The sequence below is a fragment of the Pseudonocardia oceani genome (assembly GCF_019263585.2).
GTDB classification, from domain to species: domain Bacteria; phylum Actinomycetota; class Actinomycetes; order Mycobacteriales; family Pseudonocardiaceae; genus Pseudonocardia; species Pseudonocardia oceani.
The window spans coordinates 5,657,671-5,679,772 of the sequence record NZ_JADQDF010000001.1 but is presented as its reverse complement, the minus strand read 5'-3'; the positions used below and the strand labels follow the sequence as shown (position 1 = coordinate 5,679,772).

The 22,102-nt window shown below is 74.7% G+C and carries 27 protein-coding genes, 1 tRNA gene and 1 pseudogene; 16 read left to right on the top strand and 13 right to left on the bottom strand.

Features of this window, described 5'->3' with window-relative positions; translation table 11 throughout:
- Window positions 1-603: an ANTAR domain-containing response regulator gene (locus tag I4I82_RS28475; protein ID WP_226370449.1), complete on the bottom strand. Its 603-nt coding sequence runs from the start codon at window positions 601-603 to the stop codon at window positions 1-3.
- Between the two features lie 150 nt (window positions 604-753).
- Between I4I82_RS28475 and I4I82_RS28470 the strand changes: the two genes are divergently transcribed.
- The 3 genes from I4I82_RS28470 (at window position 754) to I4I82_RS28460 (ending at window position 2,080) form a co-directional block, all read left to right on the top strand.
- A tRNA-Leu gene (locus tag I4I82_RS28470) sits at window positions 754-827 on the top strand.
- A 103-nt stretch (window positions 828-930) separates the two neighbouring features.
- Entirely contained in the window at window positions 931-1,407 is a 477-nt protein-coding gene (locus I4I82_RS28465) for a DUF309 domain-containing protein (RefSeq protein ID WP_218596238.1), read from the top strand.
- Window positions 1,408-1,462: 55 nt separating this feature from the next.
- Entirely contained in the window at window positions 1,463-2,080 is a 618-nt protein-coding gene (locus I4I82_RS28460) for a class I SAM-dependent methyltransferase (protein WP_218594127.1), read from the top strand.
- Here I4I82_RS28460 and dprE2 read toward each other — a convergent pair.
- Window positions 2,077-2,811 (bottom strand): decaprenylphospho-beta-D-erythro-pentofuranosid-2-ulose 2-reductase, encoded by a 735-nt coding sequence (dprE2, locus tag I4I82_RS28455; RefSeq protein ID WP_218594128.1) that lies wholly within the window; start codon window positions 2,809-2,811, stop codon window positions 2,077-2,079. The two genes, I4I82_RS28460 and dprE2, sit on opposite strands and share 4 nt — an antisense overlap.
- A gap of 59 nt (window positions 2,812-2,870) precedes the next feature.
- Between dprE2 and I4I82_RS28450 the strand changes: the two genes are divergently transcribed.
- The 3 genes from I4I82_RS28450 to I4I82_RS28440 are packed head-to-tail and all read left to right on the top strand — an operon-like array spanning window position 2,871 to window position 4,298.
- On the top strand, window positions 2,871-3,140 hold the full coding sequence (locus tag I4I82_RS28450) for an MSMEG_0570 family nitrogen starvation response protein (RefSeq protein WP_225922428.1): 270 nt from the start codon (window positions 2,871-2,873) through the stop codon (window positions 3,138-3,140).
- A 20-nt stretch (window positions 3,141-3,160) separates the two neighbouring features.
- Window positions 3,161-3,940 (top strand): shikimate dehydrogenase, encoded by a 780-nt coding sequence (locus I4I82_RS28445; protein ID WP_218594130.1) that lies wholly within the window; start codon window positions 3,161-3,163, stop codon window positions 3,938-3,940.
- Window positions 3,933-4,298, top strand: coding sequence for a DUF2256 and DUF3253 domain-containing protein (locus I4I82_RS28440; RefSeq protein WP_218594131.1), 366 nt, complete (start codon window positions 3,933-3,935; stop codon window positions 4,296-4,298). The genes I4I82_RS28445 and I4I82_RS28440 overlap by 8 nt, the downstream gene beginning before the upstream one ends.
- Here the strand turns inward: I4I82_RS28440 and I4I82_RS28435 are convergent.
- Together I4I82_RS28435 and I4I82_RS28430 are read right to left on the bottom strand one after the other, a co-directional pair.
- On the bottom strand, window positions 4,231-4,863 hold the full coding sequence (locus tag I4I82_RS28435; RefSeq protein WP_218594132.1) for a class I SAM-dependent methyltransferase: 633 nt from the start codon (window positions 4,861-4,863) through the stop codon (window positions 4,231-4,233). The two genes, I4I82_RS28440 and I4I82_RS28435, sit on opposite strands and share 68 nt — an antisense overlap.
- A gap of 617 nt (window positions 4,864-5,480) precedes the next feature.
- Window positions 5,481-6,212: pseudogene (locus I4I82_RS28430) on the bottom strand (maleate cis-trans isomerase family protein); the annotation flags it as partial.
- 321 nt (window positions 6,213-6,533) lie between these two features.
- On the opposite strand from I4I82_RS28430, the gene I4I82_RS28425 reads away from it, so the two are divergent.
- Entirely contained in the window at window positions 6,534-7,241 is a 708-nt protein-coding gene (locus tag I4I82_RS28425; RefSeq protein ID WP_218596237.1) for a DsbA family oxidoreductase, read from the top strand.
- Between the two features lie 38 nt (window positions 7,242-7,279).
- On the opposite strand, the gene I4I82_RS28420 is transcribed toward I4I82_RS28425, so the two are convergent.
- Window positions 7,280-7,459, bottom strand: coding sequence for a hypothetical protein (locus I4I82_RS28420; RefSeq protein WP_218591310.1), 180 nt, complete (start codon window positions 7,457-7,459; stop codon window positions 7,280-7,282).
- A 122-nt stretch (window positions 7,460-7,581) separates the two neighbouring features.
- Between I4I82_RS28420 and I4I82_RS28415 the strand changes: the two genes are divergently transcribed.
- Together I4I82_RS28415 and I4I82_RS34570 are read left to right on the top strand one after the other, a co-directional pair.
- Window positions 7,582-8,820, top strand: coding sequence for a PP2C family protein-serine/threonine phosphatase (locus I4I82_RS28415; RefSeq protein WP_218591311.1), 1,239 nt, complete (start codon window positions 7,582-7,584; stop codon window positions 8,818-8,820).
- 105 nt (window positions 8,821-8,925) lie between these two features.
- Complete coding sequence (locus tag I4I82_RS34570; protein ID WP_267460546.1) at window positions 8,926-9,051, top strand: class F sortase; 126 nt, start codon at window positions 8,926-8,928, stop codon at window positions 9,049-9,051.
- Between the two features lie 7 nt (window positions 9,052-9,058).
- Here I4I82_RS34570 and I4I82_RS28410 read toward each other — a convergent pair whose 3' ends face one another.
- From I4I82_RS28410 to I4I82_RS28400, 3 genes are read right to left on the bottom strand one after another with little or no spacing between them, the layout of a single operon-like run.
- On the bottom strand, window positions 9,059-9,730 hold the full coding sequence (locus I4I82_RS28410) for a DsbA family protein (protein WP_218591312.1): 672 nt from the start codon (window positions 9,728-9,730) through the stop codon (window positions 9,059-9,061).
- On the bottom strand, window positions 9,727-10,251 hold the full coding sequence (locus tag I4I82_RS28405; RefSeq protein ID WP_218591313.1) for a MauE/DoxX family redox-associated membrane protein: 525 nt from the start codon (window positions 10,249-10,251) through the stop codon (window positions 9,727-9,729). Before I4I82_RS28405 ends, I4I82_RS28410 begins: the two co-directional genes overlap by 4 nt.
- 54 nt (window positions 10,252-10,305) lie before the next feature.
- Window positions 10,306-11,055, bottom strand: coding sequence for a zf-HC2 domain-containing protein (locus I4I82_RS28400; RefSeq protein WP_218591314.1), 750 nt, complete (start codon window positions 11,053-11,055; stop codon window positions 10,306-10,308).
- 65 nt (window positions 11,056-11,120) lie between these two features.
- Here I4I82_RS28400 and I4I82_RS28395 point away from each other — a divergent pair, with 65 nt between their 5' ends.
- On the top strand, window positions 11,121-11,711 hold the full coding sequence (locus tag I4I82_RS28395) for a sigma-70 family RNA polymerase sigma factor (RefSeq protein WP_218591315.1): 591 nt from the start codon (window positions 11,121-11,123) through the stop codon (window positions 11,709-11,711).
- Between the two features lie 44 nt (window positions 11,712-11,755).
- Here the strand turns inward: I4I82_RS28395 and I4I82_RS28390 are convergent, their stop codons facing one another.
- Window positions 11,756-12,505 carry a helix-turn-helix transcriptional regulator gene (locus I4I82_RS28390; protein WP_218591316.1) on the bottom strand — a complete coding sequence of 250 codons (750 nt, stop codon included), beginning with the start codon at window positions 12,503-12,505 and terminating at the stop codon, window positions 11,756-11,758.
- A 194-nt stretch (window positions 12,506-12,699) separates the two neighbouring features.
- Here I4I82_RS28390 and I4I82_RS28385 point away from each other — a divergent pair, with 194 nt between their 5' ends.
- Both I4I82_RS28385 and cynS read left to right on the top strand, forming a co-directional pair.
- Window positions 12,700-13,065, top strand: a complete 366-nt coding sequence (locus I4I82_RS28385) for a cupin domain-containing protein (protein WP_218591317.1) — start codon at window positions 12,700-12,702, stop codon at window positions 13,063-13,065.
- Window positions 13,046-13,516 carry a cyanase gene (gene cynS, locus I4I82_RS28380; RefSeq protein WP_218591318.1) on the top strand — a complete coding sequence of 157 codons (471 nt, stop codon included), beginning with the start codon at window positions 13,046-13,048 and terminating at the stop codon, window positions 13,514-13,516. Before I4I82_RS28385 ends, cynS begins: the two co-directional genes overlap by 20 nt.
- A 28-nt stretch (window positions 13,517-13,544) precedes the next feature.
- Here the strand turns inward: cynS and I4I82_RS28375 are convergent, their stop codons facing one another.
- Window positions 13,545-14,237, bottom strand: a complete 693-nt coding sequence (locus tag I4I82_RS28375; protein WP_226370297.1) for a helix-turn-helix transcriptional regulator — start codon at window positions 14,235-14,237, stop codon at window positions 13,545-13,547.
- A gap of 215 nt (window positions 14,238-14,452) precedes the next feature.
- Here I4I82_RS28375 and I4I82_RS28370 point away from each other — a divergent pair, with 215 nt between their 5' ends.
- The 3 genes from I4I82_RS28370 to I4I82_RS28360 all read left to right on the top strand — a co-directional run bounded on the left by I4I82_RS28370 (window position 14,453) and on the right by I4I82_RS28360 (window position 18,210).
- The gene (locus I4I82_RS28370; RefSeq protein ID WP_218591319.1) at window positions 14,453-15,577 is read left to right on the top strand and encodes a histone deacetylase-like amidohydrolase; all 1,125 of its coding nucleotides are present in this window, start codon (window positions 14,453-14,455) and stop codon (window positions 15,575-15,577) included.
- Window positions 15,578-15,795: 218 nt separating this feature from the next.
- Entirely contained in the window at window positions 15,796-17,730 is a 1,935-nt protein-coding gene (locus tag I4I82_RS28365; protein WP_226370296.1) for a primary-amine oxidase, read from the top strand.
- A 3-nt stretch (window positions 17,731-17,733) separates the two neighbouring features.
- Window positions 17,734-18,210 (top strand): DUF5134 domain-containing protein, encoded by a 477-nt coding sequence (locus I4I82_RS28360; protein ID WP_218591321.1) that lies wholly within the window; start codon window positions 17,734-17,736, stop codon window positions 18,208-18,210.
- Here I4I82_RS28360 and I4I82_RS28355 read toward each other — a convergent pair.
- Complete coding sequence (locus tag I4I82_RS28355) at window positions 18,167-18,694, bottom strand: sigma factor (protein WP_218591322.1); 528 nt, start codon at window positions 18,692-18,694, stop codon at window positions 18,167-18,169. The genes I4I82_RS28360 and I4I82_RS28355 overlap by 44 nt on opposite strands.
- 107 nt (window positions 18,695-18,801) lie before the next feature.
- On the opposite strand from I4I82_RS28355, the gene I4I82_RS28350 reads away from it, so the two are divergent.
- Window positions 18,802-19,578 (top strand): SigB/SigF/SigG family RNA polymerase sigma factor, encoded by a 777-nt coding sequence (locus I4I82_RS28350; protein WP_226370295.1) that lies wholly within the window; start codon window positions 18,802-18,804, stop codon window positions 19,576-19,578.
- A 29-nt stretch (window positions 19,579-19,607) separates the two neighbouring features.
- Here I4I82_RS28350 and I4I82_RS28345 read toward each other — a convergent pair whose 3' ends face one another.
- Window positions 19,608-20,879, bottom strand: a complete 1,272-nt coding sequence (locus tag I4I82_RS28345) for a glutaminase (RefSeq protein WP_218591323.1) — start codon at window positions 20,877-20,879, stop codon at window positions 19,608-19,610.
- Between the two features lie 164 nt (window positions 20,880-21,043).
- Window positions 21,044-22,000 carry a ferritin-like domain-containing protein gene (locus I4I82_RS28340; RefSeq protein WP_226370294.1) on the bottom strand — a complete coding sequence of 319 codons (957 nt, stop codon included), beginning with the start codon at window positions 21,998-22,000 and terminating at the stop codon, window positions 21,044-21,046.
- Window positions 22,001-22,102 lie beyond the last annotated feature (102 nt).

The window sequence follows — 22,102 nt, the reverse complement described above, 5'->3', positions numbered from 1 at the left end:
TCAGGCCCGCGGCGGGTTCAACCCCTCGACCACGGCCTCCGCGACGGCCTTCATCGTCGTGCGGCGGTCCATCGCCGTGCGCTGGATCCAGCGGAAGGCGTCGGGCTCCGACATCGACTGGCGGCTCATCAGCAGGCCCTTGGCCCGGTCGACGAGCTTGCGGGTCTCGAGGCGGTCGGTCAGCGTCGCGACCTCGTCCTCCAGGGCCTTCTTCTCCGAGAACCGCGACACGGCAAGCTCGATCGCCGGCACGAGCTCGTGGCGGGCGAACGGCTTGACCAGGTACGCCATCGCGCCGGCGTCGCGCGCCTGCTCGATGAGCTCGCGCTGGCTGAACGCCGTCAGCATGACGACGGGCGCGATGCGCTCCCCCACGATCTCCCCGGCCGCGGCGATGCCGTCGACCTTCGGCATCTTGACGTCCATGATCACGACGTCGGGCGAGAGCTCGCGCGCGAGCTTCACCGCCTGCTCGCCGTCACCGGCCTCGCCCGCGACGACGTAGCCCTCCTCGCGCAGCATCTCGGTGAGGTCCAGGCGGATCAGCGCCTCGTCCTCGACCACCAGCACGCGCAGGCCGACCACCGGTGCGGTGGCCTCCACGGGGCTGCTCTCCTCGGAAACCGACTGGGTCACCGGGCATCTCCTCACACCGGACGGGGGTGGAACCGGAAGCGTCCAGGGTATCGGCCCGACAGAGGCCGCCTGCTGTGATCCGGGGCGATCGGGCCACCCGCTATCGTGACCTTCGCCGCCCCCGTAGTCCAACCGGCAGAGACAGTGGATTCAAAACCCACCCAGTGTGCGTTCGAATCGCACCGGGGGCACCGCGGTCGTGAGCCTCTGCACGACCCCTCGACGCCCACCGCCACCCTTCGCCCGTGGTGCGCCCGTCCGGTGGTCGCGCCGCGTTGCTGACACCCTGGTCCGATGACCGCACGCGACCGGGACGAGGCGGGGCGGGCGCGCAACGCCCGCCCCCGGGACGCCGCCGGGCGGCCGCTGCCGCACGGGGCGGACGGGGTGGAGCGGGTGCCCGAGGACCTGGTCCTCACCGCGGACGAGGCCGTCGCCGAGGCCCAGCGCCTGCTCGACGCCGGCCTGCCGTTCGGCGCGCACGAAGTGCTGGAGGGGGCGTGGAAGGCCGCGCCCGAGGCGGAGCGGGGGTTGTGGCGGGGTCTCGCGCAGGTCGCCGTCGGCCTCACGCACGCCCAGCGCGGCAACGCCCGGGGGGCCGTCGCCCTGCTCGACCGCGGCGCCGACCACGTCCGCCGCTGGGTCGGCGACGCCCCCGCGCGCCTGGACCTGCCCGGCCTCACCGCCCACGCCGACGCCCTCGCCCGGCGGATCGAGGGCGGCGCGACCCCGACCGCCGACGACCTGAACCCCCGGCTGACGCGCACCTGACCGCGCGCCGACCGCCCGTCGCGCGCCCCACTCACCACCCGCCTACCGTCGATCCGTGACCGACGCCGTGTTCCCGCCGGGCTTCTTCGACCGCGCCGACCCCTCCCCCGACACCGACTTCTACGGTCCGCCGCGCCTCGTGACCCACATCGACGACCGGGCGATCGCGGCGGTCGGCGCGCTGTACGCGGAGCTCGGGCTCGACGGCGAGGTCCTCGACCTGTGCTCGTCGTGGATCTCGCATTTCACCGCGCCGCCGCGGCGCCTCGTCGGCCTCGGCATGAACGAGGCGGAGCTGTCGGCGAACCCGCTGCTCGCCGCGCACGTCGTCCACGACCTCAACACCGACCCGGTCCTGCCCTTCGCCGACGGCTCCTTCGACGACGCCACGTGCTGCGTCTCCGTCGACTACCTCGTCGAACCGGTCGCGGTGTTCCGCGAGGTCGCACGGGTGCTGCGCCCGGGCGGGCGGTTCGTCGTGACCTTCTCCAACCGCTGCTTCCCCACGAAGGCGATCCGCGGCTGGCTGGCGTCGGACGACGAGACCCACCTGCAGATCGTCCACGCCTTCTTCGCGCTGTCGGAGGGGTTCGGGCAGGTCACGGGCGCGCTGCGCACACCACCGGGCACGCCGGGCGACCCGCTCTACGCCGTCTGGGCCTCCGCCCTCTAGCGCGGCAGGCGCCGCCACACCGCGCGCGGGGCGTGGCGCAGCACCGCGAACACCGGCCGCAGCACCGCGGGCACCCACACCTCGCCGCGCCCCGACGCCAGGGCGCGGACGGTGGCGTCGGCGACCTGCGCGGGCGTCGAGGAGAACGGGGCCGGCGTCATGCCCTCGGTCATCCGCCCGACCACGAACCCCGGACGCACCAGCAGCAGGCGCACGCCGGAGCCGTGCAGGGCGTCGGCCAGGCCGGAGGCGAAGCCGTCGAGCCCCGCCTTCGCCGAGCCGTAGACGTAGTTGGCGCGGCGCACCCGCGCGCCCGCGACCGAGGAGAACACCACGAGGTCGCCCGACCCCTGCTCGCGCAGCAGCGACGCGAGGTGCGTGAGGACGGCGACGTGGGCGACGTAGTCGGTGTGCACGACGGCCAGCGCGTGCTCGGCGTCGCGCTCGGCCCGCGCCTGCTCCCCCAGCACCCCGAACGCGACGACGACGGTGTCGAGCCGGCCGTGCCGTGCGAGGACGGCGTCGAGGACGGGGCGCTGGGCGGCGAGGTCGTCGGCGTCGAACTCCACCCGGTCGACGGCCACCGCGCCCGCCTCACGGACCGTCTCCTCCTCGGCGTCGAGGTCGTCGGCCCGGCGGGCGGCGAGCACCACCGTCGCGCCCGGGGCGAGCCGCCGCACCACCTCGACCCCGATCTCGCTACGTCCGCCGAGCACCAGCACCGTCCCCATGCGGCGAGCCTGACACACGCCGGAAACGTCGCCGATCTAGCGTGGCCGGCGTGCCGGAGATGCTGTTCGAGGTGCGGTGGCCCGACGGGTCGCACCAGACCTACTACTCCCCCTCGCTGATCGTGCGCGAGTACCTGGAGGCGGGCCACGACTACCCGGTCGCCGACTTCGTCGACCGCGTCCGCGAGGCCATGGGCATCGCCGACGCCCGCGTGCGCGCGAAGTACGGGATGGGCTGCTCGATGGCGCCGGTGGCGGTGGCGCAGATCGAGGCCGCCGCCGGGGGGTTCGACGGGGGCACGGTGCACGTCGAGCGGTTCCGCGGCTAGGACGGCACTAGCCTGGGGCGATGCGCGCTGCCGTCCTCGGCTCCCCGGTCGCCCACTCGCTCTCACCCGTCCTGCACACCGCGGCCTACGCGGCGCTCGGTCTCGACGGCTGGCGCTACGGCCGCCACGAGTGCACCGAGCCGGAGCTGGCCGGCTTCGTGGCGGGGCTCGGGCCCGAGTGGGCCGGGATGTCGCTGACGATGCCGCTCAAGCGGGTCGCGCTCGACGTCGCCTCGACGGTGTCGGAGCTCGCTGCGTCGACCGGCGCGGCCAACACGCTGGTGCGCCGCGACGGCGGGTGGTTCGCGGACAACACCGACGTCGCCGGGATCGTCGCCGCGCTCGGGCCGGTGCGCGGGCGGGCCGTCGTGCTGGGCGCGGGCGGTACCGCGCAGGCGGCGCTGGCGGCGCTGCGCGAGCTGGGCGTCGACGACGTGGAGGTGCGCGTGCGCGACGCCTCCCGCACCGCCGACCTGCGCGCCGCCGCCGACCGGCTCGGCGTCGCCCCGCGGATCCGCGAAGGGTTCGACCTCGACGCGCCCGACGTCGTCGTCAGCACGCTGCCGAAGGGCGCGGCCGACGGCGTCACCGGCGCGGCGGGCACCGTGCTCGACGTCGTCTACGCGCCCTGGCCCACCGCCTTCGCCGCGGCGGCGGAGGCCGCGGGGGCGCGGGTCGTCAGCGGGCTGGAGATGCTGCTGCACCAGGCCGTCGCGCAGGTCGCGCTGATGACCGGGCGGCCCGGACCGGTCGACGCCATGCGCGCCGCCCTCGACGCCGCGGTGAGCGCCCGTGCGTAGCACCCCGGAGGACAAGGTGTGCGCCGCCTGCGGGCGGCGGATCACCTGGCGCAAGAAGTGGGAGCGCGACTGGGACTCCGTGCGCTACTGCTCCGCGGCGTGCCGCCGCCGCGGCGTCTCCGACGTCGACCGCCGCCTGGAGGCCGCGATCACCGACCTGCTGGCGACGCGGACGGGCACGATCTGCCCGTCCGAGGCCGCCCGGCGCGTCGACGCCGACGGGTGGCGCGAGCTGATGGAGCCTGCCCGCCGCGCCGCGCGCCGGCTCGTCGATGCGGGCGAGGTCGTGATCACCCAGGCTGGCCGGGTGGTGGACCCGTCCACCGCGAAGGGCCCGATCCGGATCCGCCGGCCCTGAGGACGTCGACGGTCACGACGTAGTCGCCGCCGGCGTAGGGCAGGCGGTCCCAGGAGGCGTAGCGGCCCTCGCGGGTGAGCCCGGCCGCGACGCACCAGGCGTCGTACTCGGCCAGCGTCGGCCAGCCCTCCTGCAGCTGGAACCCCGCGACGAGCCGCCCGCCGGGGACGAGGTGCCGCGCGCACGCGGCCACGACCTCGGCGCGGCGCTCCGCGTAGGGGACGACGTTGCCGGCGAGGACGGCGAGGTCGAAGCGCTCGGGGCGGTCGAGGTCGGCGAGGTCGAGGCGCAGCCACTCCAGCTCCGGCGCCTTGGCGCGGGCGGCCGCGATCATGTCCGGGTCGGGGTCGACGCCCAGCACACCGATCCCGTGGCGCGCGAGCTCGATGCCGACGCGCCCGGTGCCGCAGCCGCCGTCGAGCACCGAGCGCGGATTGTGGGAGCGGACGAAGTCGGCCTCGCCGTGCGGGTTGCCGCCCTCTGCCTCGATGCGGGCCCAGCGCTCGTCGTAGCCGTCGAGGTCGACGCGGTCGCGCCACTGCGACCAGTCGGGAGGCAGGCTCACGGCGCGTCGAGCGCCGGCGGCACCGGCGTCAGCGCGAGCAGGGCCCGGACGAACGCCTCCGCTCGCGCGGTCTCGGTGACGGTGAACGGAGCCCACGACCGCCGTGCCACCAGCCAGCCCTGCGCCGCCGGGGCCGGGACGGTGAGCACGTGCGGCTCGGTGACCGGCTCCTCGTCGACGGTCTCGACGGAGTCGGCGTGCAACAGCGCGGCCAGCGCCGCCGCGGGGTCGCCGTTCTGCACGGCCTGCGCGGCGAGGTCGAGCGCGCGGGTCTGGCCGTCGACGAGATCGTGCGGGTCGGCCTCGGTGACCAGCACCGACCCCGCCGCCCGCCCGACGGCCGCCCGCACCGACCCGGCCAGCAGTTCGGGGTCGGACGCGCCGCCGACGATCAGCTCGTCGACGACCGACCTCGAGTCCTGCCCGTGCACCGACAGCCCGAGGATGTTGCCCCCGGCCGAGGCGACGGCGTCGGCGAGGCGGGCCAGCGCACCCGACTCGTCGGGCAGCCGGACGCGGACGCGGTGCAGGGAGGCCGAACCGCCGGAGCGGCGCAGCAGCGGCGACGGGTCGGGGACGGCGCGCAGGTGCGGCACGCGCGCGGCGTCGCGGGAGATGAGTCGCTGCCCCGGCCCGCTCGCGGAGACGCCCATGGCCTGCAGCGCGGCCCACATCGTCACCTGGTTGGCGGTGAGCACGGGCTTGCCGAGCTCGCGCTCGAGCGGGGCGATGACGTCGTAGGTGGCGAGGTTGGTGCAGGAGATGAAGATCGCCTCGGCGTCGGGGCGGTCGGCGGCGCGGACCGCGCGGACGACCTCCTCGTAGGACACGCGCCAGATCTGGCCGAGCAGCCCGAGCCCGACCGCCGACGTCGAGGAGATGCCGTGGGCTGCGAGGAACGCGCCGAGGAGCTCGGTGAGGCTGTCGACGTAGGGGGTGACGATCGCGACCCGCGTGGCCCCGACCGCCCCGAGCGCCGACACCAGCGCGCCCGCCGTCGTCAGCGCGTGGGGGGCTCCGGCGTCGCGCATGACGTCGAGCAGCGCCCGCTCCCCCGCGACGCCGTCGACGAAGCTGCCCGACGTGCAGGCGTAGGCGACGATGCCGGGGCCGGGCACGAGGAGGTCGCGCGTGGCGCAGCGGACGGGCTCGGGGTCGCTGATCGCCCGCGCCATCTCCGCGGTGACCGGCGACGGCACGAACGGGGTGCGCGTGAGGTGCAGCTCGACGGGCTCCGGCACCCATCGCCAGAGCTCCCGGTCGAGGGCGAAGTCGAACGGGACGATGACGCCGATACCGCCTGCGGGGTCGGGCGGAGGGAGCACACCCGCACCCAGTTCCTCGTGCATGGGCACACGGTAGGGCCAGCCCGATGTTCACAGTGTCACGGGCCTGTGAGGCCGCGCCGAACGGTAGGACCCTGTTCGGGTGATCGTCGGGGTGGTGTCGTGGCGGGCGCCGGTGACGGGCCGGCGATGATCACCGGGACCGCACCACCACGGCCCTCCGGACGACCCTGGCGTCACACTCCCGACGATCACCGGCAAGACCCCCGCGACCGACGGTCGAGCGGGTCGGGCGGACCGGGCGGGTCGGGCGGACCGGGTCGGGCGGGGCCAGCTCACCGACCCCCCAGGAACACTCCACGCCACCCGGCGGTTGAGGGCGGCATGCAGGTGGAGATCTGGTCCGACGTCGTCTGTCCCTGGTGCGCGATCGGCAAGCGCCGGTTCGAGAGCGCCCTCGCGCGCTTCCCGCACCGCGACGAGGTGACCGTGCGGTGGCGCAGCTTCGAGCTCGACCCCACGGCCCCGCAGCAGCGCGAGGGGACGCTGGTCGAGCACCTCGCCGGGAAGTACGGCACGTCCGTCGAGAAGGCCCGCGAGATGATCGGCGGCATGACCGCGACCGCGGCGGAGGAGGGCTGGGAGTTCCACCTGGAGGACGCCCGGGGCGGCAACACCGTCGACGCCCACCGCCTCATCCACCTCGCCCACGACCGCGGGATCCAGGACGCGGTCAAGGAGCGACTGGTCAGCGCGTACGTCAGCGAGCGCGAGGACATCGGCGACCACGACACCCTGGCCCGGCTCGCCGCCGAGGCCGGGCTCGACGAGGCCGAGGCCCGCGAGGTGCTCGGCTCGGACCGCTACCTCGACGCCGTGCGCGCCGACGAGCAGCAGGCCCGCGCCTACGGCATCAACGGCGTGCCGTTCTTCGTCGTCGATGCGACCTACGGCGTCTCCGGTGCCCAGCCCGCCGACCAGCTCCTGCAGGTGCTGCAGACGGCCTGGGCCGAGTCGCACCCGCTGCAGGTGCTCACCCCGGCCAGGTCGGCCGACGGCGCGACCTGCACGGACGGCTCCTGCGCCGTCTGACCGGCGGCCCGGCTGCCCGGCTGCCAGCCGGCGAGCCGTCAGGTCCGTCCGGCCGGGTGGGAGCCGAACCAGGACCGCGCGAACAGTCGTCTGGTCTCCGACCGCAGCACCTCGGCCCGCGCCACCGCGTCCCGCGCGCGCTCGCGCAGGTACCGGGACTGGAAGCGGGCGCTGCGTGAGGTCGACAGCGTGTCGACGTCCCCGTCGACATCCTTCATCGGCGGCACGGTGCTTGCTCCTCGAGCTCGGCGTCCACTCGACGGAAGAAGATAGTCGTGGGCGCGACCGCCCGCGCGCCGGAGACCCGGCCGATCCCCCGACCGTGGCTAGGCTGCCCGCCATGTCGTCCGCGCCCCGCGAGGACCTCGAGCGGATGCGCCGGATCGAAGCGCTGCTCGACGGCGACCTCGGCCACCTCAGCGTCGAGGACCTGCTGCGGGCGCTGGTCACGCGCCTCGGTGCGGTCCTCGACGTCGACACGGTCGCGGTGCTGCTGCTCGACCCCTCCGGCGGGCACCTCATCGCGACCGCGGCCCAGGGCATCGACGAGGAGGTGCAGCAGGGGGTGCGCATCCCGCTCGGCGCGGGGTTCGCGGGCCGGATCGCCGCTGAGAAGCAGCCCGTGATCCTCGACGATGTCACCCCGGCGACCGTGCACAACCCGCTGCTCGTGCGTCGCGGCATCCGGTCGCTGCTGGGGGTGCCGTTGCTCGTCGAGGGTGACGTCCTGGGCGTGCTGCACGTCGGCACGCTGACGCCACGGCGGTTCACCGAGGAGGACGCGGGCCTGCTCCAGCTCGTCGCCGACCGCGTGGCGCTGGCGACCCGGGCGCGGAGCTCGCAGGCCGAGCGAACGGCCGCGGCCGCGCTGCAGCGCAGCCTGCTGCCGGCCGCGCTCCCGCCCGTCCCGGGCCTGGGATTCGACGCGCGCTACGTGCCGGGCGAGGGCCAGGTCGGCGGCGACTGGTACGACGTGTTCGAGCTGCCCTCGGGGCGGGTGTGCATCGTCATGGGCGACGTCGCGGGACGCGGCCTGCCCGCCGCGGTCACGATGGGTCGGCTGCGCACGGTGTTCCGCGCGCACGCGCTCGACGTCGAGGACCCGGCCGAGCTGCTGGCCCGGGTCGACCAGCACGTGCGGTTCTTCGAGCCGTCGACGCTGGCCACGGCGCTGTGCGCGGTCCTCGACCCGTGCCGCCAGCGGCTGCGGGTGTCCACCGCGGGCCATCCGCCCCCCGTGATTGCGCGCCCGGGCCGGGCTTCCGAGGTCCTCGACCTGCGACCCGACCTGCCGCTGGGCGTGGACGCGACGCTCCCCCGGCACGTCGTCGAGGTCGACCTGCACGCGGGCGCGGCCGTCTGCTTCTACACCGACGGCCTCGTCGAGCGCCGGGACTCCGACATCGACACCGGCCTCGAACTGCTCCGCCGGGCGGTGCGGGCCGACGCCGCCGAGAAGGTGACGGCGGCGGTGATGGCCGAGCTCGTCGGCCGCGAGCACGCCCACGACGACATCGCCGTCCTGGCCCTCGTCGTGCAGGACCGACCGCCTGCCGACTCCGTGCAGTCACCGCTGTAACACTCTCCGCTGCATCGACGGAGGGGTAACCATGCGACTCCGCATCGCGGCGGCGGCCACGAGGCAGGACACGGTGAAGGTGCGCCGGGCGAGGTCGGGCCCGCGGTGCTTGCCGCGCACGTCGATGGGGCGGAGCTCCGCCTCATCACCTGCGGCGGCGAGTTCGACGGCGGCACGGGCGACTACGAGGACAACATCGTCGTCTACGCCCGGCTCACCGGGACGGCCTGAGGACCCGTCAGCCCCCGACCGCCGCCCGCAGCGCCGCGTCGGTCCGGTCGATCTCCCGCCCGTCGGCCAGGACGGTCGGGGTGGAGGTGATGCCCGCCCGCGACGCCTCGTCGGTGAGGCCCGCCGCCCAGCCCGCGTACCGGTCCTCGGCCACGCACGCCGCGAACCCCGGCCCGGCGCCGGCCTGCTCCCCGAGCGCCACGAGCGCCTCGTCGGGCAGGCCGTCGCCGCCCTCGGCCGGCTGGCCGGCGAGCAGCAGCCGCAGGAACAGCGGGAATACCCCGGCCTCGGCCGCGCAGCCGGACGCGGCCGCCGAGCGGCTGGAGTACTGCGTGCTGGAGAACCGGTTCAGATAGGCGACCGGGTGGTAGACGACGCGGGCCGCGCCGCCGGCGACCAGCCGGTCGATCGTCGCGCCGGACCGCTCCTCGTACGTCCGGCACGCGGGGCACTGGAAGTCGAGGTACACGTCGAGCGTGACCGGAGCGGCGTCCGCCCCGACGACGACGCCGGACGCGGTGGCCCCCGGCGGAACCCGCACCTCGCCCGCGCTGCGCTGCGACTGGTAGACCCCGACGCCCACGGCCCCGGCGAACAACACCACCAGGACGACCCCGAGCACCGTCCCGACGCCCGGCCCTCCGCGGGTCACGACCTGCTTCGTCCTGCTCGCCGTCACTGCTCCTCCTGGTCCCTGCGCTCCCGGCGCGCATCGAGCGCGCCGTCGATCCCGAACCGCCCGCGCGGCCACCGGGCCAGCGCCACCGACAGCGCCAGCAGCGCGGCGTCGCGCAGCAGGTCCCACCCGTAGGCCGGGTCCTCCCCCGCCGCGAGCTCGCCGCCGTCGCCGAAGCAGCCGCAGTCGATGCGCAGCCCGCGCGCCCACGCCGAGGCGATGCCGACGACGAACGCGGCCATCAGCAGCGCCGACACGACCGCGGACGCCCGCACCCCGAGGCCGACGACCAGCAGCACCCCCAGCAGGAGCTCCGCGGGCGGCAGCCCGGCCCCGACGACCTGGGCGAGCGCCTCGGGCAGCAGTCGGTAGGCCCGGACCGCCCGGACCGACGCCTCGAGGTCGGTGATCTTCGCGGAGCCCGCGACGATCCACACGATGCCGAGCACGAGGCGGGCGAGGGTGCCGAACCACGGGACGGCGTCCCGGAGGCCCGGCCGGAGGTCCTGCGCGACGGTGTTCATCGCCGGAGGGGTCGCCGCCGGTGCGCTCCCGGTTCCCGCCGACCGGCGAGAACGTCAGGCGGCGCGGCGGCGGGCGGTCGGGGCGGGGCCGCCGCCCGTCTCCGGGGACGGCCCGGTCCAGCGGGACGTCCAGGGCTGCGCGGGTCCCGTCCGGTCCGACCCGGCCGTGTCCCGCCCGGCGCCACCGCCGCCGTCACCGCTGAGCCGGCGCAGGACGACCAGCAGGACGAACCCGGCCAGGACCAGGCCGTGGGTGAGCAGGCGCGCCGGGTCGACGCGGCCGCCGAGCAGGTCGACGAGCGAGAGCGCGCCGAGCACGCCGACGAAGGCGCCGACGACGGGCACCAGCCCGGCCGCCCGCGCGCCGCCCGCCGCGGCCCACAGGAAACCGACGGCCAGCGCCACGTTCCACGCCGAGCTCTCGTGGGAGAAGTGCGCGGCGCTCGCGCCCGCCAGCTCGATGGCGCCGTGGTGACCGGCGCCGGCGACGACCCCGCTGACCGCCAGGGCGAACTGCCCGATGCCGACGCCGCCCAGCGCGAGCCGCACCGCGTCGGCGCGCCGCGCCCGCACTGGGGGCGCCGCGGCGAGCACCGCCGCGGCGAGGTCGGGCACCTGTTCGACCGCCCGCGTGCGGGTCAGGCGCGTGACCCGCGCGGCCCGCTCGGCGAACGCCCGGCACTCCGCGCACCCCGCGACGTGGGCGTCGACCTGCTCGGACTCGCCCGGGAGGTCCTCGCCGTCCAGCCGCGCCGAGATCGCGTCCCGGCAGTCCCCGCACGCCATGGCGTCGCCGCGCTCCATGCCCACAGGGTCGCCCACCGGTGCCCCGGGGTTCCCGCCGGCCCGCACGGGCTACCGTTCGACGCATGGTCGAACGTCCCGACGACGCCCGCACCACCGCGTGGGCGCTGGCCGCCGGACGGGGTGACCGCGAGGCCCTGGCCGCGTTCGTCCGGGCCACGCAGCGCGACGTGCACCGCTTCGTCACCCACCTCGCCGGGCCCCGCGACGCCGACGACCTCGCCCAGGAGACCTACCTCCGCGCGCTGCGGTCGCTGCCCGGTTTCGGCGGCCGGTCGAGCGCGCGCACCTGGCTGCTGTCGGTGGCCCGCCACACCTGCGCCGACGCGGTCCGCACCGCGGTGCGCAGGCCCCGCACCAGCGGCGTCGACGACTGGGAGGCGCTCGCCGCCACCGTGGCGTCCCGCCCGGGCCTGGCGCGCTCGGCTGTGGACGAGGCCGTGCTGCTGCGCGAGCTCGTCGACGCCCTCGACCACGACCGCCGCGAGGCGTTCGTGCTCACCCAGCTGCTCGACCTGAGCTACGCCGAGGCCGCGGAGGTGTGCGGTTGCCCGGTCGGCACGATCCGCTCGCGGGTCGCCCGCGCCCGCGAGGACCTCGTCGCCGCGCTCGACGCCACGTCGCCCCACGGCATCCGCCGCGTCGGCGGAACCTGACCGCGGCACCGGCCCGAACCGGGGGCACCGGCCCGTCCGCCCGGTTACGGCCGGTCGACCGCCGGCGGGAGCCCGGCGTCCGCGGCGCCACCCGCGACCGCCGACGGCGTGCCGCCCGACCAGCGCCGGAACGCGCGCGTGAACGTGCCGACGTCGGTGAAGCCGCTGCGCGTCGCCGCCACGCCCACCGGCGCCCCCTCCAGCAGGAGCCGCCGCGCGAGCAGGAGGCGCTGCTCCCGGATGCAGCGCGCGGGTGAGGTGCCGCTCGCCGCGAACGCGGACTGCAGCAGGCGCAGGGAGACGTGGTGCTCGCGGGCGAGCCGCTGCGGCGTCAGCGCTGGGTCGGCGGCGTGGCGCGCGACGTGGTCGGTGGCCGCCGCGAGGAGCCCGTCGCGCCCGACTCCGTCGACGGGCCGCGGTAGCCGCGCGGTCCGGTCCTGGAAGGACAGCACGGTCCCCCGGCCGTTGGGCAGTTCGATCGGCGCGGCCGACCAGGTGATCGGCAGCAGGGAGCCGTCGCGGCGGATGAACCACTCGTCGTCGGCGGCGGCCGCCTCCCCCGTCGACGCCGGCCGCAGCAGCGGGCACTGCTCGACGGGGTAGTCCGAGCCGTCGGGACGGTGGTGGTGCACGGTCTCGTGACCCTGCAGGCCGCGCAGGACGCCGGGGTCGCGGTAGCCCAGCACCGAGGCGGCGGCGTCGTTCGCGAACGCCACCACTCCGTCGACGTCGAGGACCCAGACGGGCAGGGGCACCCGCGCGAGGATCTGCACGGCGAGGTCGGCGGGCGGCATCACGGTCTCCGGCTCGGCAGCAGGGGGCTCGGTCCGTGCAGGCTCGCCGACGCGCGTGTCCTGCGGGTTGAGAACGTGTTACCGGAGGGCTCCCGTCTGCGCGGAACGCCGGACCCGCCGCGCGGATCGCCCTGGCTCCCACCGGCGCGGTGGGATGGGATGGCCGGACCGGATCCTTCCACCTTGGAGCGAACATGGGCACGTACAACCCCGTGATGCAGAAGGCGACCCTCGCCGCCGTCGAGAGCGACGCGCACGGCCTGATCTCGAAGAGGACCGCCGAGCTCGACGGCGTCAGCGTCACCGAGGTGACCTTCGCCGTCGGGGCGCGCTGGTCCAGCGACCTCAAGGACCACGCCGGCACCGACCTGTGCGAGCTGCCCCACGTCGCCTACGTCGTCGCCGGGACCCTGGGCGTGCGGATGGCCGACGGCGCGACCGAGGAGTTCTCCGCGGGCGACGTCATGCTGCTGCCGCCCGGGCACGACGCCTGGGCCGTCGGCGAGCAGGACTGCCGCTTCCTCGAGTTCTCGAGGGGCAATGACTACTACTCCGCCTGAGCCCGTCCGGTTCGTCGACAAGGCCGAGGCCGGCCGCACCGTCGACCGCCTCCGCATCCGCCGCGGCCTGTCGTGGGCGGAGGTGGCGCGGGCGATCGGGCGGGCCCCGGTCTGGACGGTCGCCGCGCTGCTCGGCAAGCACCCGGTGCCGCCCGAGGAGGCGCGGGCCGTGGGCGCGCTCCTCGGGCTCGACGACGAGGTCGTCGAGGCGCTGCAGCTCCAGCCCACCCGGACCCCCGACCCCGAGACCGCGTCGGACCCCACCGTCTACCGCTTCCACGAGGCGCTCGACGTCTACGGCTCCGCGATCAAGGCGCTGATCCACGAGGAGTTCGGCGACGGGATCATGAGCGCCATCAACTTCCACCTCACGGTGGGCCGCCGCCCCGACCCCGACGGCGACCGGGTGGTCGTCACGTTCGACGGGAAGTTCCTGCCGTACCGGTGGTGAGGCGCCGGGCGGGCGGCCGGGCAGCGGTTCAGGGCTCGACGAGCCCCGAGCGGACCGCGAGCGCGGCCGCCTGCACCCGGCTCGACACGCCGAGTTTCGCGAGCACGTGCTCGACGTGGGTCGAGACCGTGCGCGCCGAGACGAAGAGGGCCTCGCCGATCTCGCGGTTGGACATCCCGGTGGCGAGCAGGCGCACGATCTCGGTCTCGCGGGGCGACAGCCCGAGGTTCCGGTGGCGGACGGCGTCCTGGACGAGGGCAGCGAGGGTCGGGCGCAGGCGCGCGAAGACCTCCTTGGTGCCCGGGGCGATCCGGTCGGCCACCGAGTTGACGTTGCAGACGCCGACGACGACCCCGGCCCCGCTCGTGACCAGGGCCGACATCCCGTTGTTGAACCCGGACGGGCGCAGCACCGCGCGCGCGGTGTGGCTGTCGGGGAACCCGGGGATGTCGTCCCAGCACAGCAGCTCGTCGGGGACCCGCCGCTGGGTGCGGAAACCCATGCAGCGCGCGGTGAAGCGGTGCGACCGGTAGTAGTCGGCGACGGACTGCTCGTGCCCCACGTTCGTGAGCTCGACGTGCGCGCCCGATCCGGGGTCGATGGCGTTGACCTGCGCGACGTCCAGGCCCGTCTCCCGGCACAGGAGCTCCACCGCGCCCCGGAGCCGCGCGGCCGGGTCGTGGGAGGCGATCGCGCCGAGGGAGTCGGCGAAGCTGCTCACGGGGTCCTCCCGTCGGGCCGTGGCCGGTGCGCGGTGCTGCAGCAGGAGGCTATCCACGGACGGGGTGCCGGCGCAGCTGTTCCGCGTGTCCAGCGCGTCACGGGGCGCCGCGACCGGCCGCGGCATCCGTCAACCGACCGATGGTGGGCGCTGCCGGGCGTCCCTAGCGTCGCTGCTGCCCGCCGCCGCGGGCCCGCGCACCCCGAGGAGACACGATGACGACCGGATACCTCTGGCACGCCCTGTACGGATGGAACGACACCGGCAGCGGCTCCCTCACCCCCGCCGACCCGGCCGCCGGACTGCAGCCGGTCGCGTTCCACATCGCCCACTCCGACAACAAGCGCCGGATCAACGAGCTCGTCGAGGTCAGCGGGCTGATCGACGAGCTGGAGGTGATCCGGCCCCGGTACGCCACCGCGGAGGAGATCCTGCGCGTGCACACCGCGGAGCACCACGACCGGATCGTCGCCGAGAGCGCCCTGCCCAAGGGCGGGGACGCCGGTGACGGCATCTCCCCGTTCGGTCGCGGCGGCTACGAGATCGCGGCGCTGGCCGCGGGCGGCGCCATCGCGATGGTCGACGCGGTGGTGCAGGGCCGGGTCGACAACGGCTACGCGCTCGTCCACCCCTGCGGGCACCACGCGGTCGCCGAGACCGGCATGGGCTTCTGCGTGTTCAACAACGTCGCGATCGCCGCGAAGCACGCGAAGGAGGCGCTCGGCGTCGAGCGCATCGCGATCGTCGACTGGGACGTCCACCACGGCAACGGCACGCAGTCGATCTTCTGGGAGGACCCGTCCGTCCTCACGGTCTCGCTGCACCAGGACCGCTACTTCCCCCAGGACCAGGGCTTCACCACCGAGCGCGGAGGCGGCGCGGGCCTCGGCACGAACCTGAACGTGCCCCTGCCCCCGGGCACCGGCGACGCCGGGTACCTCCGCGCGATGGAGGACGTCGTCGTCCCCGCCCTGCGGGCCTTCCGGCCGGACCTGGTGATCGTCGGCAGCGGGTTCGACCCCAGCATCCTGGACCCGATGTCGCACACCATGGTCTCGGCCGCCGGCTTCGGGAAGCTCACCGAGATGATCAAGGCCGTCGCGGCCGAGACCAGCGGTGGCCGGCTGGTGATGGTGCAGGAGGGCGGCTACAGCATCCACTACCTCGCCATCTGCGGAGCGATCACGATCGCGCGGCTCGCCGGCGTCGAGCCGATCGACGACCCCTACTGGTTCCTCATCGAGAACCTGCACGGCCGCGAGGAGCTGACCCCGGCGCAGGTGGAGGTCATCGAGGCCGCCCGCAAGGAGGTCGACACCATCCCGGGCCGCTCGACCTGACCGCAGCGCCGCCGGTCTGAGAGGCCCCGACCGCGATCGCCCGTCGAACGAGAACGCGGCGGACCGCCGCCCGCGTCGAATGAGAACGGCCTTTGACGGGCGGGCGCGGGGCGGCGACCGTGTCCGCAGTGACCACGGACACCGCAGGAGCGCGCATGAGCCTCCGGTTCGTCCACCCCCTCCCTCGCCGCCGACGCGGCCCGAAAGGAGATCCACCCGTGACCACACTCGAGAACCGCACGCACGCGCTCGCGATGACGAGCGAGGCCGAGGTCGGCACCGTCCGCGAGGTGCTGCTCGACTCCGGCCTGCTCGGCGAGAACGTCCGCTACACCTTCTTCGCGCCGGAGGAGCCCGCCAAGGACGAGGTGCTCGCCGGCGGCGGGACCGACCGGCGCTTCCGCGTCGTGCTGCTCGACATCGCCACCGGAACCTCCTGGGACGTCGTGGTCTCCACCGAATCCCGCTCGGTGGTCTCGCAGCGCCAGATCGACCCGGTCCGCGAGGGGCAGCCGCCCATCATCGACACCGAGTTCGAGTTCATCGAGGACGTCCTCAACAGCTCGCCGGAGTGGATCGCGGCCCTCGAGCGCCGCGGCATCGACCCCACCACCGTGCGGGCGGTCCCGCTGTCGGCGGGCGCGTTCACCGACTACCCGGAGATCCCGGGCCGCCGGGTCGTGCGGGCGTTCGGGTTCCGGCAGGACCACGAGAAGGACCACCCGTGGGCGCACCCGATCGACGGGATGGTCGCCTACGTCGACCTCACCGGCCGCCGGGTCGACCGCGTCGTCGACGAGGCCGTGCACGAGGTGCCCGCCACCAGCGGCAACTTCGACGACCCGCAGCTCCAGGGCGCGCCGCTGGACCTCAAGCCCATCGAGATCACCCAGCCCGAGGGCCGCTCGTTCACCGTCGAGGACGGCCGCGTGCGCTGGGGCAACTGGGACCTGCGCATCGGGTTCAACGAGCGCGAGGGCCTGACCCTGCACCAGATCAGCTTCGACGGCCGGCCCATCTGCTACCGCGCGTCGGTCGCCGAGATGGTGGTCCCCTACGCCGACCCGTCGCCGGTGCGCTTCTGGCAGAACTACTTCGACTGCGGCGAGTACATGTTCGCCCGCTACGCCGACTCCCTGCAGCTGGGCTGCGACTGCCTCGGCGACATCCTCTACACCGACGCGGTCATCGCCGACGACCTCGGCAACCCGCGCACCATCCAGAACGCGATCTGCATGCACGAGGAGGACTACGGCGTCCTCTGGAAGCACTCGGACATGTTCACCGGCGCCCGCGAGACCCGCCGCCAGCGCCGCCTGGTGATCAGCTTCTTCACGCCGATCGGCAACTACGACTACGGCTTCTACTGGTACCTCTACCTCGACGGCACCATCGAGCTGGAGTGCAAGGCCACCGGCATCGTGTTCACCTCCGGCACCCCCGGCGAGTACGCGACCGAGATCGCGCCCGGCCTCGGCGCCCCGTTCCACCAGCACCTGTTCTCCGCCCGCCTCGACATGACCGTCGACGGCACCGCCAACGCCGTGGAGGAGGTCGAGGCAGCCCGCGTCCCGATGGGCGAGGACAACCCCTACGGCAACGCGTTCCGCCGCAAGGTCACGCGGCTGACCCGGGAGTCCGACGCCCAGCGCGACGCCAACGCCGCCACCGGGCGCGTCTGGCACATCGTCAACACCGAGAAGACGAACGCGCTGGGCCAGCCCGTCGGCTACGCCCTGCACCCGCTGGGTCAGCCGACCCTGCTGGCCGACGAGGCGTCGAGCATCCACTCCCGCGCCACGTTCGCCACGAAGGCGCTGTGGGTCACCGGGTACGACAAGGACGAGCGCTACCCGGCCGGGGACTTCGTCAACCAGAACCCGGGCGGCGCCGGCCTCCCGGCGTGGGTGCAGGCCGACCGGCCCGTCGACGGCGAGGACATCGTCGTGTGGCACACCTTCGGGCTCACGCACTTCCCGCGCCCGGAGGACTGGCCGATCATGCCCGTCGACTACACCGGCTTCGTGCTCAAGCCCTCCGGGTTCTTCGACCGCAACCCGGCGCTGAACGTCCCGGCGTCGTCGGGCGGGCACTGCCACACCGAGGGCGACGTCCACGGTCCGGGCAAGGACCGCCGGCCCGAGGACGTCTGAGCCGTGCACCACGCGGGCGCGGGCCTGTGGGAGACCGTCCTCGGCACGGCGTGCCTCGCCGCCGCCGTGGTCTTCCTGACCCGCGCCCGCCGTGCCCCGGCGCACCGCTCCACCGCGCTGGGGCACGGCGCCATGGCCGCGGCCATGGGCGCCATGGCCGTGGGGCGGCACGGCCTCTCGGCCGTGCTCGCCGCCGCCTCCTGCCTGTTCGCCCTGGCCGGTCGCGGCCGGGGCGAGAGCAGCGCGGGCGAGACGCTGCACAGCTGCGCGGCCGCCGCGGCGATGGTGCTCATGCCGCTGCTCCCGCGCGAGCACGACGGCCTCCCGGTCGCCGTGCTGTGCCTGGCCCTGACCGGCTACTTCGCCGTGCGCACGGTGCGGTGGTGCAGCCCGCTCACGAGCTCACGGGCCCGGGCCGAGCCCGCCGCGCACCTCGTCATGGGGGCGGCCATGGCCACGACCTTCCTGTCGATGGTGTGACGGCCGGTCCCGGGAGGACCCGCAGACGAACTGCACGGAGATCGTCCCGCCGACGGCCGCTGCCGAGGGCACCGAGACCGTCCCGTCGGCACCGACCTCGACCGCCACCACGCGGCCGGCCCCTGGGACGCGCCCGCGGTAGAGCCCGGCACGCGGCACGGCCATCCGGTCGACGACCCGCCCCCGGGCCCGACCCCCGTCGACCGCCCGCGTAGGTCTCGCGCCGCACCCGGGCGGTCCGCGTGGCGTTGATGGCCGGCCGGGTCGCCATCGTCACGAGGAAGGCGGTCTCGTCACGGACCGCGTCGCGGTCGTGGACCTGCCACTTCACCCACACGTCCGGCACGACGTCCTCGGCGTCGGCGACCCCGCCCAGCATCCGGTGGGCGATCCCGAACAGGCGCGGCCGGACCCGGGCGAACGAGGCCGCCGCCCCGTCGAGGTCGGACGGCGGCGGTGCCGCGCCGTCGGGCTGGGCGTGCATGGCGGCATCGTAGGACCGCCGGTGGTCCGCTCGACCGTTGATCACCCCCGGGTGGCAGCCTGTGCCTGGCCGACCGGAACCGGGCGGCCGGAGAAGAAGGTGCCGACGTGACCGCGCCCCGCACGACCAGGAACGACGAGTACGCCCACCTGGCGCCCAAGCTCGTCGAGCTCGCCGCGATGACGACGGACGACCCCGGCCGCGCCGGCCTGCGCGACGAGCTCGCCGCCGCCTACCGGCCCGTGGTCCAGCACATCGCCCGCCGCTACCGCGACCGCGGCGAACCGGTCGCCGACCTCGAGCAGGTCGGCACGATCGGGCTGCTCGGCGCCCTCGAGCGCTACAGCCCCGACCACGGCGTCGACTTCCTCGGCTTCGCCGTCCCGACCATCACCGGCGAGATCAAGCGCCACTTCCGCGACCGCACCTGGACCATGCGCGTCCCCCGCCGCCTCAAGGACCTGCAGGTCCCCATCCGCGACGCCGTCGCCGTCCTGTCCGCCGGGCTCAACCGCGCCCCGCGCCCCAGCGAGATCGCGGCCCACCTCGACACGAGCGTCGAGGAGGTCATCGAGGCCCTCGGCGTCCGCCACGCCCAGCACCCCGACTCGCTGGACTCCCTGCTCGGCCCCGACAGCACCGGCACCGTCGGCGACATCGCCGGCATCGCCGACGTCGAGCTCACCACCGTGGAGTACCGCGACCAGCTCCGCCGCGCTCTCGCCGACCTTCCCGAGCGCGAACGCACCATCCTGGTCCTGCGCTTCTTCGGCGGGCTGTCCCAGACCCAGATCGGGGCGCAGGTCGGGGTCTCCCAGATGCACGTGTCCCGGCTGCTCAGCGCGACGCTCGCCACGCTGCGCACGCGGATGGGCGCCGGCTGACGGAGCGGCCGCCCATGTCCGCGACCAGCTCAGGCGCGCGCGGCGCTCGCGACGTCGGGGAACGACGCCGGGACGTAGCCGCCGTGCGCCTGCTCGCCGCGCACCAGCTCCCCCGAGCCGGTCTCCGCGCTGCCGAGGACCCCCCACGGGTCGACGATCCGCACGTCGTGGCCGTCCTCGTGGAGCCGGCGGATGCCCTCGAGCAGCATGCGCCGGGCGATGTCGTTGGCACGGTGCACGCGGTCGAGGTCGACGACGACGGGCGCGTCGCCCACGGGCTCCAGCGCGAAGCCGCGCAGCACCCGCTCGGCCTCCGTGAAGTGCAGATCCCCGGCGATCTCGTGCACCGCGGCGCCGTCGCGCTCCAGCCGGCGCGACACCGAGCGCGCGGACTCCGCCGGCGCCATGAGGTGCAGTCCCAGGTCGTGGTTCATGCGCTCGAACAGGCGCACGCCGCGCGTGCTGTTGCCGTGCGGGTCGAGCCGGGGCGAGAACACCGCGATGCCGACCTGGCCGGGCAGCACGCCGACGAGACCACCGGCGACGCCACTCTTGGCGGGGATGCCGACCGAGGTCAGCCAGTCGCCCGCGGAGTTGTACATGCCGCACGTCGCCATGACGCTGAGCACCTGACGGTTCACGGCCGGGTCGAACACCTGGTCCCCCTCGGGCGTCCGCCCTCCCGCGGCGAGCACCGCCGACATCCGGGCGAGGTCGCGCACCGTCACCGAGACCGAGCACTGCCGGGTGTAGCCGCGGACGACGTCGGCGGGGTCGCCGCGGAGCTTGCCGACCGTGCGCAGCATGTACGCGAGCGCCATGTTGCGGTCGGCGGTGGAGAGCTCGGACTCGAAGACGTCCTCGGCGATCGAGAGCCGGCGGCCCGCGAGGCGGCTGTAGAGGTCGAGGATGCGCTCGGCGCGCGCCTCGGCGTCGTCGCCCCGCACGAGCGCGTGGGCGGCGATCGCGCCCGCGTTGATCATCGGGTTCCGCGGCCGACCGGTCCCACGGTCCAGGGAGATCTCGTTGAACGCGTCGCCGGACGGCTCGACGTCGATGCGCTCGAGCACGGCGTCGAGACCCTGGTCGGCGATCGCGAGGGCGTACGTGAACGGCTTCGAGATCGACTGGATGGTGAACTCGACGTCGGCGTCGCCCGCCGCGTACATCTCGCCGTCGAGCGTCGCGACCGCGATCCCGAGCCGGTCCGGGTCGGCGAGCTCGAGCTCGGGGATGTACGAGGCGACCTCGCCCGCGTCCTCAGCGACCGACCCGAGCAGCAGGTGGAGGTAATCGATCATGGGCGTCCGCATGGTCCGGATACTTCCACGCGAGTGCGCGGCGGACGTCCGGACGGCGCTGCCCGCAGCACCGGTGTGCCCGTGCTCCACGACGGGCCCGGAGCCGGTGACTGCGCACGTCCGCGACGTGCGCAGTCACCGGCCGGACGCGCTGCGGGTGGGGATCAGGTCTGGTCGCCGCTGGTGGTGAAGGTGCCGTTGGTGCCGTTCGGGAAGAAGCCGCCGGAGCCGGCCGCCTCCGGGGTGAGGTAGACGATGTTGTGGACCTGGAAGACGTCGCGCGAGAACGCGATGCCGTTGGCGTCGGTCGGCACGATGTTGCCGTCGCCGTCGTCGTCGGTGATGCCCTGGTCGAGGTCGTCCGGTCCGTCGAGGCTGTCGCGGGCGTCGGAGATGGCGTTCGCGGCGTCCTCCAGGCCCTTGGACAGCAGCACGGTGCGCACGAGGCCGGCGTGGTAGGCCTCGACCGCGAGGATGCCCGCGGCGGCCTCGAGGAAGGTCTTGTTGCTGATCAGGGCGGCGGCGCCCTTGTAGGCGGTGACGCCCACGTCCTCGAACACGAAGGCGCCGAGCAGGAAGTTGTCCTCGTTGGCGTAGACGTCGAACGTCTCGCCCGGCTCGATCAGGCCCGCGGCGGTCGCGGCGGCGGAGAACGCGGCCTCGATGTCGATCTCCGGGCGGGCGACCTTGGCGTCGCCGAGCGCGGCACGCAGGAAGTCGACGTGGGCCCGCTCGTCGTTGGCGATCTCCTCGGCGTACTGCCGGGCGAGCTTCGACTCGAACTCGACCTTGCGGCCGCCGGTGACGCCGCCGAGCTTGCCGACACCGTCGATCTGGGAGTCCTTCAGGCCCTCGCCGAAGGCGCCGCGGAGGTAGAACTCGGCCTCGAGGTACTCGAGGTTGAGGGCGAAGTTGAGGACCGCGGCGTCGGTGACCGCACCGTCGTCGCCGCCGTCGGACGCGAACGCCGTGCCGGACAGCGCGAGGCCGCCACCGGCGACACCCGCCACGCCGAGACCGGTCAGGCCGGCCGCGCGCAGGAAGCGGCGCCGGTCGAGGGCGTTCTCCGAGCTGCGGTTGATGGCCTCGCGCACGAACGCCTTGCTGAAACCTTCGAACACTGCGATCTCCTCGGTGCGATGTGTGTCCATGACGACCCGCGCTGGGGTGCAGGTCGCGGCACAGCAGTGCCGCCGTTCGGGTCAACGAGGTCCGTCACGCCG